Source organism: Streptomyces sp. NBC_01478 (genome assembly GCF_036227225.1).
Taxonomy (GTDB): Bacteria; Actinomycetota; Actinomycetes; order Streptomycetales; family Streptomycetaceae; genus Streptomyces.
The window spans coordinates 1581497-1595878 of record NZ_CP109444.1; the positions used below are offsets into that span (position 1 = coordinate 1581497).

The window sequence follows — 14382 nt, forward strand, 5'->3', positions numbered from 1 at the left end:
TCAGAGAGAGCCGCGCGGCACCGTCACCACGTGCTTGCCCACGACACCGCCGCGCTCGAACGCCTGGTGCGCCGCGGCGATGTCCGCGAGCGGGTACACGCTGTCGATCACCGGGCGCAGCGCGCCCGAGGCGACACGGTCGGCCACATCGCGCAGCACGGGGGTCTCGGGGTTGGCACTGAAGGTGCGGATACGGCGGGAGCCATGCACGCTCGACGCGGCGATCGCCGCGATGGCGGACGGGGACAGTCCGACGGTCACCATCCGGCCGCCCTTGGCCAACCGGCCGCGGTAGCAGTGCAGTTCCGTGCCGACGGTGTCGACAATGACGTCGAACGGCCCGATCTGGTCCGAGGTGGTGGAGCCGTAGTCGAGGACCTCGTCGGCGCCGAGGTCGGTGAGGATCTTGGCGTGGCGGTCGCGGGCCAGCGCCGTCACATGGCCGCCCATCGCGTGCGCCAACTGCACGGCGGCCGTGCCGACTCCGCCGGCCGCGCCCCGGACCAGGACCTTCTCGCCGCTCACCAGGCGCACACTGTCGCGCAGCGCGATCAGCGCCGTGGAACCCGCCACCACCAGGGAGGCCGCCTCGACCGACGAGAGGTCCGCCGGGGCGTGCGAGATGCGCTCCGCGGCGACCACGACGTACTCGGCCGCCCCCGCGACGGAGTGCCGCTGCCGGGGGTGCACCATGCCCCACACCCGGTCCCCGACCCGGTAGGCCTCGACACCGGCGCCGGTCGCGGCGACGACGCCGGCGAAGTCCAGCCCCACACCGATCGGGAAGCGGCGCCCCGACACCATCTTCAACTCCCCGCCCCGGACGATCACATCGTGCCCGTTCACGCTGGACGCCTCGACCGACACCAGCACCTCGCCCGAACCGGGAGCGGGACGATCCACCTCATTGATCCGCAGAACGTCCGCAGTACCGAAACTCGTGATCTGAACGGCCTTCATGTCGCTGTCCTTCCGTGGCCCGCTGTGTGGTTGATCCGATGTTGGACCCCGCACGCGACATCACGGTCGTTCTCCTTTTCCTGGGTCTGGCAGACCCACCCTCGCGGGCCGTGCCGACGGCATACTGGCCCGGTGAACGACTCCTCCCACGCCATGAGCGACGATCCCCGACGCGAACTCGCGGAGTTCCTGCGCACCCGCCGAACTCGACTGCGGCCGGAGGACGTCGGCCTGGAGCCCGGCCCGCGACGGCGCGTCGCCGGACTGCGGCGCGAGGAGCTGGCCCTGCTGGCCGGGGTGAGTTCGGACTACTACCAGCGCATGGAGCAGGGCCGCGACGTACGCCCCTCCGAACAGGTCCTGGACGCCCTGGCGCGCGCCCTCGACTTCTCCGCCGAGGAGACCCGCCACCTGCACAGCCTCGCCGCCGCCGCACGCACCCCGGCCCGCCCGCCGCGTCCGTACGAGCCGGAGGAGGTACCGGACACCACGCTACGACTGCTGCACGGCATGACCGCACCCGCTCTGGTCGTCGGCCGTTTCCTGGACGTGCTGGCCTGGAACCCGCTCGGCGGCGCCCTGCTGGGGGACTTCACCCGGCAGCCCCAGAAGGAGCGGAACATGCTGGCACTGTTCCTGCACCCGCAGGCCGACCGGACCTGCCCGAACCGGGCGGCCACCGTCGCGGAGCTGATCGGGATGCTGCGGACGCAGGTCGCCGCCGATCCGGGGAACCCGCGCGCCGTCGAGCTGGTCGGTGAACTCGCCGTCCGCAGCGACGAGTTCGCGGCCCTGTGGGCCCTCCACGACGTGGAGGAACCGACCCGCGGCCAGATGCGCCTCGACCACCCCCGGGTCGGCGAGCTGAACCTGGACTGGGACGCCTACCCGATACCGGGCAACCCCGGTCCCGCGCTCATGGTCTGCACCGCCGCCGAGGGCAGCCTCGACGCCGAGCGCCTCCAACACCTCGCCGACCTGCTCGACCTCCGCTGAGGCCGGTCCTCGGTCAGCCGCCCAGCCGGAGTTCCGCGAGCCGCCGCTCCAGAAACCTTCGCTCCGCCGCGTTCTCCACCAACTCCAGCGCCCGCCCGTACGCTTCGGCCGCCTCCGCCGTACGACCGCTGCGGCGCAGCAGATCGGCGCGGGTCGCGGGCAGCAGGTGATAGTCCGTCAGTTCACCCGACCGTTCCAGCTCGGCCACCAACTCCAGCCCCACGTCCGGGTGTTCGGCCATGCCTACGGCCACCGCGCGGTTGAGGCGCACCACGGCCGAGGGCACGAAGCGCTCCAACTCGCCGTACAGGCCCGCGATATCGGCCCAGTCGGTCTCCTCGGCCGTGGGCGCGGTGGTGTGGCAGGCGGCGATGGCGGCCTGGATCTGGTAGGGCCCGGGGCGGCCCCGTCGCAGCGCGGACTCCAACAGGTGGGCGCCCTCCTCGACTTCGGCCCGGTCCCACGCCGTACGGTCCTGGTCCTCCAACGTCACCAACTCGCCCGCCGCGTCCACGCGGGTGCCGCGGCGGGAGTCGTGCAGCAGCAACAGGGCCAGCAGGCCCAGCACTTCGGGCTCGTCCGGCATCAGACGGGCCAGGACGCGGGCCAGCCGGATCGCCTCCGCGCACAGGTTCGTCCGGACCAGGTCCGCGCCGGACGTGGCCGCGTACCCCTCGTTGAAGAGGAGGTACACCACTCCGAGCACGCCCGTCGTCCGCTCGGGCAGCAGATGCGCGGGCGGCACCCGGTACGGGATACCCGCGTTGCGGATCTTCTTCTTGGCGCGCACCAGCCGTTGCGACATGGTCGCCTCGGGGACGAGGAAGGCACGGGCGATCTCGGGGGTGGTCAGCCCCGCGAGCGTGCGCAGGGTCAGCGCGACCCTGGCCTCGATGGGCAGCGCGGGGTGGCAGCAGGTGAAGACCAGCCGCAGCCGGTCGTCCTCGACACCGCTGTCGTCACCGTCGTCCTGCGGGTCGTACGGTCCCTCGTCCCGTCCCAGCACCGCGACCTCCCGCAGTTTCGCCGCTCCGACCGCCTCCCGGCGCAGGACGTCGAGGGCGCGGTTGCGGGCGGTCGTGGTCAGCCAGGCGCCGGGGCGGCGCGGGATGCCGTCGCGCCGCCACCGGTCGAGGGCCTGGGCGAAGGCGTCCTGCGCGCACTCCTCCGCGAGGTCCCAGTCGCCGGTCACCCGGATCAGGGTGGCGACGACCTGGCCCCACTCCTCGCGGAAGGCGGCGGCGACCGCCTCCTCGACGTCCGGCACGCTCACTCCCAGACCGGCCGCACCTCGACCGAACCGCCGGCGAGCGCGGCGGGGTGCCGGGAGGCGAGCGAGATCGCCTCGTCCAGATCGGCGACCTCGATGATGTCGATGCCGGCGACGTACTCCTTGGACTCGACGAACGGCCCGTCGCTGAGCAGGACTTCGTCGCCCTGGACGCGGACGGTGGTGGCGTCGGTGGACGGCCGCAGGCGTGCTCCGCCGCGCATGAGGTCGCGGCCGCGGACCTCGTCGACGTAGGAGGCGAAGCGGGGGTCGGCGGCGATCTCGGCGGGGCTGAGTTCCTCGCCGTCCACGGGTGTGCAGATGAGCAGGGCGTACTTCATGGCTACTTCCCGGCCTTCTCGGTGGCGGGTGAGACGTGCTCGTGGACGATCTGCCAGCGCAGGCCGGTGTTGCGGTAGCCGGTGGTCACGCGCAGTACGTCGTCCAGCGGCCGGCCGTCGGTGCGGGTGCCGCGCAGTCGGACGAGGGCGTGGCCGAAGGCGACGGACTCGTCTACGTGGACGCGGAACTCCAGCACCTCGCGGTTCAGGGGTCCGGTCACGCCCCCGAGGACGTCCTCCACGGCCTTGCGGAAGTCGGCGGTCCCGTGCCGTTCGGCGTCGAGCGCGCGGATCTCCGTCTCGCCGTCCTCCTCGCCGTCCATCGGCCAGAAGGGGCGCACCTCCATGGCGCCGATGGTGGCCACGGGGTGCTTCGCGGCGGCCTCGACCGCCTCCTCCAGGGTGTCGCACTCCAGGATGTCGAATCCGGCGACGTACTCCTTGGTCTCCGCGAACGGCCCGTCGGTGCGCAGCACTTCTCCGCCGCGCACCCGTACGGTGACGGCCTCGGCGGGCAGGGCGAGCCGGTGACCGTGCAGCCGTACGTCGCGCTCGCCGAGCTCCTCCACCCAGGGTTCTACGGGTGCCATCCCGGAGGCGTCGGCGGTGTCGTCGCCACACACGAGCAGCATGTATTTCATGGTTCCTCCTGGTCCTCATGAGCTTCCTACACCCCACCGACGAACGCACCCGAGCCCGATCGACACCCTCACGGAAAACTTCTTCGGGAAACAGGGAAACAGGAAGAGGCCGGGGCCACGGGGCCCCGGCCTTCCTCTTGGACGTACGTATTACGCGGTGGCGGCCTGCACCGACGGCTCCCCCGCCCCCACCGTCGCCCGCTCGGTGTTCTTGCGCACCAGCAGCAGGGTGACCACCGCGCCCAGCAGCGAGGCGCAGCCGCAGATCACCACGCCGAGGGCCATGCCGTGGCCGAGGGCGGTCTGCGCGGCGGCCTTGGCCTGGGCGCTGCCCGCGTTGACGACGGCGAGGGGTCCGGCCGCCTTCTCCATGCCCGCGTCGGCGCCACTGAGCTTGCCGACCAGGGCGGAGGACGCGGCGCTCATCGCGATGGTGCTGATGACGGCCGGACCGAGACCCTGGCCGAACTCACGGACCAGGCTGGTCGCGCCGCTGGCCATGCCGGTCATGTTGATCGGTACGGCGTTCACCGCGGCGGAGGTCAGCGAGGACACCACGCAGATGAAGCCGATGCCGAGGAGCAGCACCGGGCCGATGAAGGCCGCGAGGGAGGTGGTGGTGATGGGCAGCGCGGCGATCCAGAACTGTCCGGCGGCCATGGGCAGCAGGCCGCCCATCAGCAGCCAGCGGGCGTCGATCCTGGTGAGCATCCGGCTGAGCACCGGCGCCAGCAGCAGCGGGATCAACTGCAGGATCACGAAGGGCATTCCGGCCCGCAGCGCGCTCAGGTGCATGACCGCGCCGAGGCGGATCGAGACGCAGTAGGCGGTGCCGATGAAGCCGAACATGCCGGCCAGGGCGACGACGGCCGCCGCCGCGAAGGACGGGATCCTCAGCAGGTCGAGGTTGAACATCGGGGAGGTCGCGCGGGTCTCCGCGACGACGAACCCGGCGAGCGCGACGGCCGCCAGGGTCAGCGAGCCGACGATCGCCACGCTGCCCCAGCCGCGGTCGCCGCCCTCGATGATGCCCCAGAGCAGGGCGGTCAGGCCGACGGCGATGGTGATCTGCCCCGGCCAGTCCAGCGCGCGGCCCTCGGGCGCCTTGGAGTCGGTGACGAGCTTCCAGCAGGCGACCGCGACGATCAGACCGAGGACGACCGGCGGCACGAACGCCCACCGGAAGTCGGCGACCGTGGCGAGGATCCCGGAGGACAGCGGGCCGAGGGCGGAGGCGAGGGAGATCGACAGGGCCCAGGTGGAGACGGCTTTCGCCCGGTCCTTGCCGTCGGGTGTGGCCGCGGCGATGACCGCGAGGGAGCTGGGGAACAGGGCGGCGGCGCCGATGCCGGCCAGGGCCTGCCCGGTCCACAGCATGGTGATGCTCTGCGAGGTGGAGTTGAGCAGTTCACCGAGCGCCAGGACGAGCCCGCCGAGCACCAACAGCCGCTTGCGGCCGAAGAGATCTCCCACCACACCGAAATTCAGTTCCAGAATCGCGGTGGGGAGAATGAAGGCGGAGGTTACCCAGGCTACTTGGGAACCCGATGCGCCGAATGCGGCCTGAATTTCTCCATTGATGGGCGAGGGAACGGTAATGCACAACTGTGCCGCCGCGACCGCGAGACAGCACGCTATGAGCGTTCCGGGGTCCAGTCTTTTCAAGGAGGTCGAATCCGTCATCGTGCGTGCCCTCACTCTGCGTTTTTCTCTATGAGTTCGATGAGATTTCCCTCGGGGTCACTGACCCAGGCCATGCGCACTCCGGGCTCGGGGGACTGCCCGGGTGCCATGACCTCGCCCGCTCCATGGGCCAGCAACGCGCCGTGGACGGGGTCGAGTTCGGGGGTGGTGACCGCGAAGTGCCCGTATCCCTCGTGGAGTACGGCGGTCATCGGGTCCGGCGCGCGAAGGCCGGGGGCGGAACCGGGCCTGGCGAGCAACTCGATGCGCCAGCCCCGCGGATGCTCCAGCACGACGCCCCTCAGACCGGGCCCTTCGAGGTGGAACTCGAAGACGGTCTTGAGGCCGAACGCGCTCTGATACCAAGCGACTTGGGCTGCCAGATCCCGTACGTTGACGCCCACGTGGTCGAGTCGGGTGGTCACGGCGGCTCAGCCCGCCATCGCGCTGTCGCCGCCGTCGACCATGAGGTTGGAGCCGTTGACGAAGGCCGCCTCGTCGGAGCAGAGGAAGGCGGCGGCCCGCGCGATGTCCTCGGGCTGCCCCACCCGCCCGACCGGGATGCGCGCCTCCAACTGGGCCTTGGGGCCGTCCGGATCGTCGAGGAAGGGCGCGGTGGCGGAGGTGCGGGTCATGCCCGGCGCGATGGTGTTGACCCGGATGCGGTGCGGAGCGCCGGCCGCGCACAGGTGCATGCTCATCGCCAACACCCCGCCTTTGGCGGCCCCGTGGGGCACCATCGGCATGAACGGCGCACCGCGTACGGCGGCCACGGAGGCGACGTTGAGAACAGCACCCCCACCCCGCGCGATCAGGTGCGGCCAGGCGGCCTGGGTGCAGAAGTAGGGGATGTCCAGCTCGTTCCTGATGGTGAAGTACCAGTCCTCGGCGGGCATCGTCTCGAACGGGCCGTTCCGCAGCGCGGAGGCGTTGTTGTACAGGATGTCGATCCCGCCGAAGGACGCGATCCCGGCCTCGATCCACTCCCGGGCGCCGTCCTGGGTGGACAGATCCACGGGGGCGAGGGACCGCATGATTCCGCCGGCCTTTTCGACGAGTTCCACGGTTTCGGCCGCACTGTCCTCGTCGATGTCGCAACCGAAGACCTCAGCACCTTCCGCCGCGAATATCAGCGCCGCGGCCCGCCCTATTCCCGCCCCCGTTCCACTGATGAAAGCGATTTTCCCGGCCAGTCGACCCATGATTGCCAAGTCCCTTGTCCCGTGCCGCCGTGGTGCGGTGGTGGCAGCGTAGGTACGGCCATTGACGAGAACAAGAAATGGGTCAGTGAAGGGCCATCGGGGGTTCGTATGGCTGGTATGAGGCGGGAAGCCGGGAACCGCTCACGGGTCCACGGCAGGATGTCCCCATGAGCACCGACGACCAGGCCCGGCTGATGCGGGCCAACCAGGCGAACTGGGACGCCCGCACCCCCGTCCACCTCGCCAGCCGGTTCTACGGCCTCGACGGCGACCCGGACCCGGCCCGCTGGTTCGCCTCCTTCGAGTGGGACGACCTCGGCGACCTGGCCGGCCGTGACGTGCTGCACCTCCAGTGCCACCTCGGCACGGAGACCCTCGCGTTCGCACAGCGCGGGGCGCGTGCCACGGGCCTCGACTTCTCCGAGGCGTCCGTGACGGCCGCGAACGGCATCGCGGCGAAGGCGGGCCTGGCCGTCGACTACGTACAGGCGAATGTGTACGACGCCGTGGAGGCCCTGGGGCAACGGCAGTTCGACATCGTGTACACCGGCAAAGGCGCCCTGTGCTACCTGCCCGATCTACCGCGCTGGGCCGACGTGGTCGCCCGACTCCTGCGTCCGGGCGGCCTGTTGTACATCGTCGAGTTCCACCCCCTCCTCAACTCCCTCGGCCCGAAGCCGAGTCCGGGCGAGGGACCCGAACTGCTGCTGCGCCACGACTACCTGGGCGGCGGCGGTCCGGTGCACCGGGACGCGACGTTCACGTACACCGACGGCCCGGCCGTGGCGGACGCGACCGACAGCTACGAGTGGATGCACGGAATAGACGAGGTCATCAACGCGTTGACGACAGCGGGACTGAACATCCGGCGCCTTCGCGAGAGCGACGAACTACCGTGGCCGCGCTGGCCGCAGATGGTCCGGACCCCGACAGGCTGGTGGCGACTGCCAGAGCCGCGGATCCCCCTCCTGTACGGCCTCCTGGCAAGCCGCTGAGGCGCGCCTCACACCCAGAACCGCACGGGGTGTGCTACGGTGCGGGCAGCACTTGTGTACGCCCCGTTCTGGGCGCCGGTGCCAGCTCCACTTCTCCTTCGCCGAACAGCCCGTCGAGCCTCGACCGGCACACCGGCTTTCTCCACACCACCTCATGACCGGCAGTTTTCCGCCGCACCCGAGGTGATGTTTCCCGCCGCCCCGAGGAGCGCTCGTGCGCCCTCCCTCTGCGGCTTCTCCCCCTTCCTTCCGCATGACACATGCAGCCGTCCTTGAAAGGACCACCCATCATGACCACCACACTCGAACCCCCCGTACAGGAACAGCCCCGCACCCAGACCGCCACCGGTGTCCTCGACATCGACGGCAACGGGAAGGGGCATCTGCGGGCGCTGGACTGCCAGCCCACGCCCACCGACCTCCAGGTCTCCCCCGCGCTGATCCGCCGTCACGGCCTGCGCAAGGGCGACCTCGTGGAAGGCGTCCGCGGCGGCCAACGCGCCCTGACCGAGGTCGCGTTCGTCAACGGGCACACGCCCGGCGAACTGCGCGGCCGACGCCACTTCCGCGACCTCACCCCGCTGCACCCGCGTGAGCGGCTCCACCTCGAACACCCGGCGGCCGGCCTCACCGGACGCGTCACCGACCTGATCGCCCCCGTCGGCAAGGGCCAGCGCGGCCTGATCGTGGCCCCGCCCAAGACCGGCAAGACGGTACTGCTCCAGCAGATCGCGGCGGCCGTCGCCGGCAACCACCCCGAGGCCCGCCTCATGGTGGTCCTGCTCGACGAGCGCCCCGAGGAGGTCACCGACATGCGGCGCTCCGTGCGCGGCGAGGTGTACGCCTCCACCTTCGACAAGGCCCCCAAGCAGCACATCGCGCTGGCCGAGCTCGTGATCGAGCGGGCCAAGCGGCTCGTCGAGGCGGGCGAGGACGTAGTGATCCTCCTCGACTCGCTGACCCGCCTGTGCCGGGCACACAACAACGCGGCGGCCTCCGGTGGCCGCACCCTCAGCGGCGGTGTCGACGCGACCGCGCTGATCGGCCCGAAGAAGTTCTTCGGCGCCGCCCGCCTCGCCGAGGAGGGCGGCTCGCTCACCATCCTCGCCACCGCACTGGTAGAGACCGGCTCCCGTGCCGACGACTTCTACTTCGAGGAACTCAAGAGCACCGGCAACATGGAGCTCCGCCTCAGCCGCGATCTGGCCTCCCGCCGGGTCTTCCCGGCCATCGAGATCACCCCGTCCGGCACCCGCCGCGAGGAACTCCTGCTCAATCCGGCCGAGTTGACGGCGGTACGAGGCCTGCGCAGGGCCCTCCAGTCAAGGGACGGCCAGAGCGCCACGGAGACTCTCCTGGAGCGCATGCGCGAAACTCCGGACAACGCAACGTTCGTACGCCGAATCCAACCGACGCTGCCTTCAAGCTGACCCGAGCTGTCGTCTTTAGGGGCGCGGGGCTGTATCAATATGCGACTCCGCCGCGTGGGCGCGCCCAGCCCCCACCGGGCCCGCAGACGAACCACTAGCGCATCCGGGTGCTGACTCGCCCAAATCGGCCCGGCCAACGCTCTCTACAGCCCCTTCGTTCCTACGTTTGCCGGTATGACTATCGGATTCTCACCCCGGATCGCCATGTCGACCTGCGCCCTCTGCCTGACGGCCGTCCTCGCGTTCACCCCCGCCACGGCGACAGCCACCACCGGGTCGGATCCCAGCACCCAGGTCCACCCCCACCCCGGCGCCCCCCGACTCCCGGACATCTCCGCCCTCTCCTGGCTCGTCGCAGACACCCGCACCGGCGAGGTACTGGCCGCCCACGACGCCCACCGCAAACTCCCACCCGCCAGCACCCTGAAAACCCTGTTCGCCCTGACCGTCCTCCCCACGCTCCCCGGCGGGCTCCGGCACCGCGTCACCGAGGAGGACCTGGCCGGCATCGGCGAGGGCAGCAGCCTCGTCGGGGTCGAGGAGGGCCACACCTACCGCGTCGCCGACCTGTGGCGCGGGGTCTTCCTCAACTCCGGGAACGACGCCGTGCACGTCCTGGCCGCCCTCAACGGCGGCTGGGACGCCACGGCCGCCCGGATGCAGGCCAAGGCCCGCGCACTGGGCGCCCTCGACACGCAGGTCATCTCGCCGGACGGCTACGACACCGAGGGCCAGGTGTCCTCCGCCTTCGACCTCGCGGTCTTCGGCCGGGCCGGACTGCGCAACGCGGACTTCGCCCGATACTGCTCCACCGCCGAGGCGCAGTTCCCGGGTGACGGGTCGTCGTACGGGATCCAGAACACCAACCGGCTGCTGACCGGCAACGACGGCGTGGAGCCGTATCCGGGGCTCGTCGGTGTGAAGAACGGCTACACCACGCACGCCGGGAACACCCTCGTCGCGGCGGCGCGCAGGGACGGGCGGTCGCTCGTCGTCACGGTGATGAACCCTCAGGCGGGCGGTGGCTTCACCGTGTACGAAGAGGCGCGCGAGCTGCTCGACTGGGGTTTCGCGGCTGCCGGGCGGGTCGATCCGGTGGGGTCGCTGGACGCGTTGCGGGCGAGGCCCAGGCCGAGGCCGGGTCCCGCGGCCGTGCCGGTGGCCGTGGCCGCGGACGTGGCGGACGACGGTCCGGGCTGGGCCGATACGGCAGCGATCGTGGCCGCCGCGGTGCTGGGCGCGGGCGCGGTGGTACTGGCGTTGCGGTTCAGGGGCGCGCGGTCGCCCAGGGCCTGACCGGTCGGCAGCCACAGCAGCAGGCCGAGGGTGATCCAGGTGTACGTGTTGCTGCCGAGGAAGCCGTCGATGCCCGAGGCGTCGTCGAACCACAGCCACACGACACTCGTGCACATCACCGCGTACAGCGCGCCCGCGATCCGCGGGTGCCCGGCGCGGACCAGCACGGCGAAGGACGGCAGCAGCCACACGAGATGGTGCACCCAGGTGATCGGGCTGATCAGACACGCGGTCAGCCCGGTCAGCGCGAACGCGGCGATCCAGTCCCCCGCGACGACCGCGCGGCGCGCCCGCACCGCCCACACACCCAGCACGAGCAGGACGACCACCGCCCACACCGGGCGGCCCGTCTCGCCGAGCCGGGCCAGGACGCCTTGCAGGGACTGGTTGGAGACGTAGTCGAGACGGCCCACGCGGGTGGTGTCCCACATGGCCTGGGTCCAGTAGAACTTCGAGGCGCCCGGGACCACCAGCGCCGCGAGTCCGGTCGCCGCGAGCGCCACAGCCGTCGCCACCGCGGCGGCTTTCCAGCGTCTGGCCAGCAGCAACAGGCCGATGAACAGCGCCGGCGTGAGCTTGACCGCCGCCGCGAGGCCGATGCCGACGCCAGCCCAGCGGCCCCGGCCGGTGGAGAGCAGCCAGCCGTCGCCGAGGACGAGGGCCAGCAGCAGGAGGTTCACCTGGCCGAAGCTGAAGGTGTCGCGCAACGGCTCGAACAGCGCCAGCCCGCAGGCCGCCAACGCCCACCCGAACCAGCCGTACCGCCGCCACCCGGGCCCCGCCAGGATGCGCAGCACCCCGGCGAGGGCCGTCAGGTTGAGGACGAGCGCGGCGGCGATCGCGGTGCCGAGCCCGAGGTACGCCATCGGGGCCATGCTGACGGCGGCGAACGGCGGGTAGGTGAAGCCGTACGTCGTCCCGGGCACCCGATAGTCGTAGATCCGGCCGCCGTGGTGGAGCCAGGTGTGGACGGTCCCGTAGTAGACGCGCAGGTCGAACCAGTCGCGCAGCAGCGGGACGGTCGCGGTGAAGACGGTGACGACGACGGCGAGGGCCAGCACCAGGAGGAGGCGGCCGCGGTCGGTGGCGGGTGTTCTCACGCCGTACGTCCCAGGGCCGGGGCCTCGGCCGCCTGGCGGGCCTGCCAGAGGACGACGATCGCGAGGACGCCGCCGGAGACGGCCAGGACGAGTTGTCCGACGTCGGCGGGACCGCCGCTGGGCAGGACCGCGAGGGCGAGGACTCCGGTCACGGCGGCCACCCGGTGGCGTACGGAGGTGCTGGGCGCGGCGGCGGCTATCAGGAACAGGCCCCACAGCGCGTACCAGGGGCGGATGGCGGGGCCGAAGGCGGCCACGACCGCGAGGCTCAGGCCGAGCGCGTAGACCGGGCTCGGGCGCAGGCGGAACCATATGGCGAGGATGGCCGCGCCGGTGACCGCGAGTCCGAGGGCGTGCCAGGCCGGGACGGCGAAGGGCGCGAGGTCGCTGCCGAGGTGTTTCAGCAGGGCACCGGTGGCGCGGCCGAGGAGGCTGGTGAGCGCCCAGTTGTGCGCCGAGACGGGGGTGTCGAGGGCGCCTATCCAGCCGTAGCCCGTGCCGGCGACGGCGGTGGCGGCCACCGTGGTGACCGCGGACGCGACGACGGTCGTGGTGACGGCCTTGGCCGGGCGGTGGCCCGCGCGGATCTGGAGCAGCACGACCGCGGCGAGCCCGAGCGCGGCCGGCGCCTTGACGAGAGCGGCGAGCGTGACGAGGACGGCGCCGATGACCGGCCAGCGGCCGAGAGCGGCGACCAGGCCGACACCGAGGAGCCCGAGCATGATCGCGTCGTTGTGGGCACCCGCGACGAGGTGCAGCAGCACGAGCGGGTTGAGGGCGCCCAGCCAGAGCGCGGCGGCCGGGTCGGCGCCGCTGTGCCGGGCGAGCCGGGGCAGCGCGGCGGCCATCAGACCCACCCCGAGGAGCGCTATGAGCCGCATCCCGAAGAGCCCGGCGGGGAGTTCACCGCGGGTCAGTCCGGACAGCCCGGACGCCACGGCGAGGAACACCGGGCCGTACGGCGCTCCGGTGTGCTGCCACAGCGGGGCGACCTCGTCGGCGAGGGGGCCGCCGAGCGTGGCCGGGCCGTGCGCGTAGACGTCCATGTGGGCGTCGACCATGGCGCCCTGCGCGAGGTAGCTGTACACGTCCCGGCTGAACAGCGGCGGCGCGAGCAACAGCGGGGACGCCCACACGGCGAGAACCAGGAACAGCGAACGCGGAGTCGGCGGTTCGGCGCTGCGGATCAGCTTGCCCAGCAGCAGCCAGGCCGCTATCAGCAGGACGACACCGAAGTAGACCCCGACCAGCCCGAGCGCAGCCTGCACGGAGGCCGGGGAGAAGAGGTCGGCGGACGGGAGCGCCCCGGCCGTCTCACCGCCCAGCGCGAGGACGGCGGTTCCGGCCAGACCGAGTACCTGGCAGCGACGGAGATCGACGGGAAAAGCCATGGCCAACACTCGCCCAGCGTGTCAATGCCGGATGGCGGGAAAGCGACGTGCCGCTCTCCGTGCGGAGGCCTGCGCATGACCTCCGTGTGATCGGGCCTCGGGACCGGTGAATTCGCCGTGCGTGGCGGGATCCAGTCAGAACACCGACACCCCGGTGAGCGTCGTGAAGCGGTCCAGGGCCGCGACCCCGGCCACCGAGTTGCCCCGCTCGTCGAGTCCCGGGCTCCACACGGCGAGGGTGCACCGGCCGGGCACGATGGCGATGATCCCGCCGCCCACCCCGCTCTTGCCGGGCAGCCCCACCCGGTAGGCGAACTCGCCCGCCGCGTCGTACGTCCCGCAGGTCAGCATCACCGCGTTGACCTGCTTGGCCTGGGTGAGGGTGAGCAGCCGGGAGCCGTCGGCGCGGCTGCCGTGCCGGGCCAGGAAACCGGCCGCGAGGGCGAGGTCGGCGCAGGACGCCATGATGGAGCACTGCCGGAAGTACTGGTCCAGGAGGACGGGCACCTCGTTGTCGATGTTGCCGTAGGACTTCATGAAGTGGGCCAGGGCCGCGTTGCGGTCGCCGTGCGCGGACTCGGAGGCGGCGACCTCCTTGTCGAAGTCGAGGGACGGGTTGCCGCTCTCCGCGCGCAGGAAGGCCAGCAGCTCGCCGGCCGCGTCGCCGGTACGGGTCTGGAGGCGGTCGGTGACGACGAGCGCGCCCGCGTTGATGAACGGGTTGCGCGGGATGCCGCTCTCGTACTCCAACTGGACAAGGGAGTTGAAGGGGTTGCCGGAGGGCTCGCGGCCCACGTGCTCCCACAGTTCGTCGCCCTCGCGGGCCAGGTCGAGGGCGAGGGTGAAGACCTTGGTGATGGACTGCGTGGAGAACGGCTGCCGCCAGTCCCCCACGCCGTACACCGTGCCGTCCAGCTCCGCGACGGCCATGCCGAAGCGGCGCGGGTCGCAGGCCGCGAGCGCCGGGATGTAGTCGGCGGCCCGGCCACGGCCGGGCATCCGCTCTATCTCACCGGCGATGCGCTCCAGGACCGGCTGGAAGGTCATCGAGGGGGACATGATCACCATTGTGCCTCC

Annotated in this window: 13 protein-coding genes and 1 pseudogene; 4 read left to right on the forward strand and 10 right to left on the reverse strand. The window is 71.5% G+C overall.

What is annotated here, in order from left to right; genetic code table 11:
• A complete protein-coding gene (locus OG223_RS07165) occupies nucleotides 1–960 on the reverse strand; it encodes an NADP-dependent oxidoreductase (RefSeq protein WP_329243982.1) in 960 nt (319 codons plus the stop codon).
• A gap of 153 nt (nucleotides 961–1113) precedes the next feature.
• On the opposite strand from OG223_RS07165, the gene OG223_RS07170 reads away from it, so the two are divergent.
• Nucleotides 1114–1956 (forward strand): helix-turn-helix transcriptional regulator, encoded by an 843-nt coding sequence (locus tag OG223_RS07170; protein WP_329265179.1) that lies wholly within the window; start codon nucleotides 1114–1116, stop codon nucleotides 1954–1956.
• Between the two features lie 13 nt (nucleotides 1957–1969).
• On the opposite strand, the gene OG223_RS07175 is transcribed toward OG223_RS07170, so the two are convergent.
• The 6 genes from OG223_RS07175 to OG223_RS07200 all read right to left on the reverse strand — a co-directional run bounded on the left by OG223_RS07175 (nucleotide 1970) and on the right by OG223_RS07200 (nucleotide 7093).
• Entirely contained in the window at nucleotides 1970–3229 is a 1260-nt protein-coding gene (locus OG223_RS07175; RefSeq protein WP_329243985.1) for an RNA polymerase sigma factor, read from the reverse strand.
• Complete coding sequence (locus OG223_RS07180) at nucleotides 3226–3567, reverse strand: YciI family protein (protein WP_329243987.1); 342 nt, start codon at nucleotides 3565–3567, stop codon at nucleotides 3226–3228. The genes OG223_RS07175 and OG223_RS07180 overlap by 4 nt, the downstream gene beginning before the upstream one ends.
• A gap of 2 nt (nucleotides 3568–3569) precedes the next feature.
• On the reverse strand, nucleotides 3570–4208 hold the full coding sequence (locus OG223_RS07185) for a YciI family protein (RefSeq protein WP_329243990.1): 639 nt from the start codon (nucleotides 4206–4208) through the stop codon (nucleotides 3570–3572).
• Between the two features lie 150 nt (nucleotides 4209–4358).
• Nucleotides 4359–5891, reverse strand: a complete 1533-nt coding sequence (locus tag OG223_RS07190; protein ID WP_329243993.1) for an MFS transporter — start codon at nucleotides 5889–5891, stop codon at nucleotides 4359–4361.
• 11 nt (nucleotides 5892–5902) lie between these two features.
• Nucleotides 5903–6316 (reverse strand): VOC family protein, encoded by a 414-nt coding sequence (locus OG223_RS07195; RefSeq protein WP_329243996.1) that lies wholly within the window; start codon nucleotides 6314–6316, stop codon nucleotides 5903–5905.
• A gap of 6 nt (nucleotides 6317–6322) precedes the next feature.
• Entirely contained in the window at nucleotides 6323–7093 is a 771-nt protein-coding gene (locus OG223_RS07200; protein WP_329243998.1) for an SDR family NAD(P)-dependent oxidoreductase, read from the reverse strand.
• A 167-nt stretch (nucleotides 7094–7260) separates the two neighbouring features.
• Here OG223_RS07200 and OG223_RS07205 point away from each other — a divergent pair, with 167 nt between their 5' ends.
• From OG223_RS07205 to OG223_RS07215, 3 genes and pseudogenes are all read left to right on the forward strand, one after another.
• The gene (locus OG223_RS07205; RefSeq protein WP_329244000.1) at nucleotides 7261–8088 is read left to right on the forward strand and encodes a class I SAM-dependent methyltransferase; all 828 of its coding nucleotides are present in this window, start codon (nucleotides 7261–7263) and stop codon (nucleotides 8086–8088) included.
• 290 nt (nucleotides 8089–8378) lie between these two features.
• Nucleotides 8379–9518 carry a transcription termination factor Rho gene (rho, locus tag OG223_RS07210; protein WP_329244003.1) on the forward strand — a complete coding sequence of 380 codons (1140 nt, stop codon included), beginning with the start codon at nucleotides 8379–8381 and terminating at the stop codon, nucleotides 9516–9518.
• A gap of 204 nt (nucleotides 9519–9722) precedes the next feature.
• A pseudogene (locus OG223_RS07215) lies at nucleotides 9723–10469 on the forward strand (D-alanyl-D-alanine carboxypeptidase family protein); the annotation flags it as partial.
• Nucleotides 10470–10528: 59 nt separating this feature from the next.
• Here OG223_RS07215 and OG223_RS07220 read toward each other — a convergent pair.
• The 3 genes from OG223_RS07220 to OG223_RS07230 all read right to left on the reverse strand — a co-directional run bounded on the left by OG223_RS07220 (nucleotide 10529) and on the right by OG223_RS07230 (nucleotide 14373).
• Complete coding sequence (locus OG223_RS07220; protein WP_329244004.1) at nucleotides 10529–11914, reverse strand: glycosyltransferase 87 family protein; 1386 nt, start codon at nucleotides 11912–11914, stop codon at nucleotides 10529–10531.
• On the reverse strand, nucleotides 11911–13305 hold the full coding sequence (gene mptB, locus OG223_RS07225; RefSeq protein ID WP_329244006.1) for a polyprenol phosphomannose-dependent alpha 1,6 mannosyltransferase MptB: 1395 nt from the start codon (nucleotides 13303–13305) through the stop codon (nucleotides 11911–11913). The genes OG223_RS07220 and mptB overlap by 4 nt, the downstream gene beginning before the upstream one ends.
• A 135-nt stretch (nucleotides 13306–13440) precedes the next feature.
• On the reverse strand, nucleotides 13441–14373 hold the full coding sequence (locus tag OG223_RS07230; RefSeq protein ID WP_329244009.1) for a glutaminase: 933 nt from the start codon (nucleotides 14371–14373) through the stop codon (nucleotides 13441–13443).
• Nucleotides 14374–14382 lie beyond the last annotated feature (9 nt).

Bases quoted from the DNA above. Each gene is read 5' to 3' on its own strand.
- OG223_RS07170 (WP_329265179.1), top strand. From the start codon at position 1,114: ATGAGCGACGATCCCCGACGCGAACTCGCGGAGTTCCTGCGCACCCGC.
- OG223_RS07190 (WP_329243993.1), bottom strand. From the start codon at position 5,891: ATGACGGATTCGACCTCCTTGAAAAGACTGGACCCCGGAACGCTCATA.
- OG223_RS07205 (WP_329244000.1), top strand. From the start codon at position 7,261: ATGAGCACCGACGACCAGGCCCGGCTGATGCGGGCCAACCAGGCGAAC.
- OG223_RS07200 (WP_329243998.1), bottom strand. From the start codon at position 7,093: ATGGGTCGACTGGCCGGGAAAATCGCTTTCATCAGTGGAACGGGGGCG.
- OG223_RS07165 (WP_329243982.1), bottom strand. From the start codon at position 960: ATGAAGGCCGTTCAGATCACGAGTTTCGGTACTGCGGACGTTCTGCGG.
- OG223_RS07180 (WP_329243987.1), bottom strand. From the start codon at position 3,567: ATGAAGTACGCCCTGCTCATCTGCACACCCGTGGACGGCGAGGAACTC.
- OG223_RS07185 (WP_329243990.1), bottom strand. From the start codon at position 4,208: ATGAAATACATGCTGCTCGTGTGTGGCGACGACACCGCCGACGCCTCC.
- mptB (WP_329244006.1), bottom strand. From the start codon at position 13,305: ATGGCTTTTCCCGTCGATCTCCGTCGCTGCCAGGTACTCGGTCTGGCC.
- rho (WP_329244003.1), top strand. From the start codon at position 8,379: ATGACCACCACACTCGAACCCCCCGTACAGGAACAGCCCCGCACCCAG.
- OG223_RS07230 (WP_329244009.1), bottom strand. From the start codon at position 14,373: ATGGTGATCATGTCCCCCTCGATGACCTTCCAGCCGGTCCTGGAGCGC.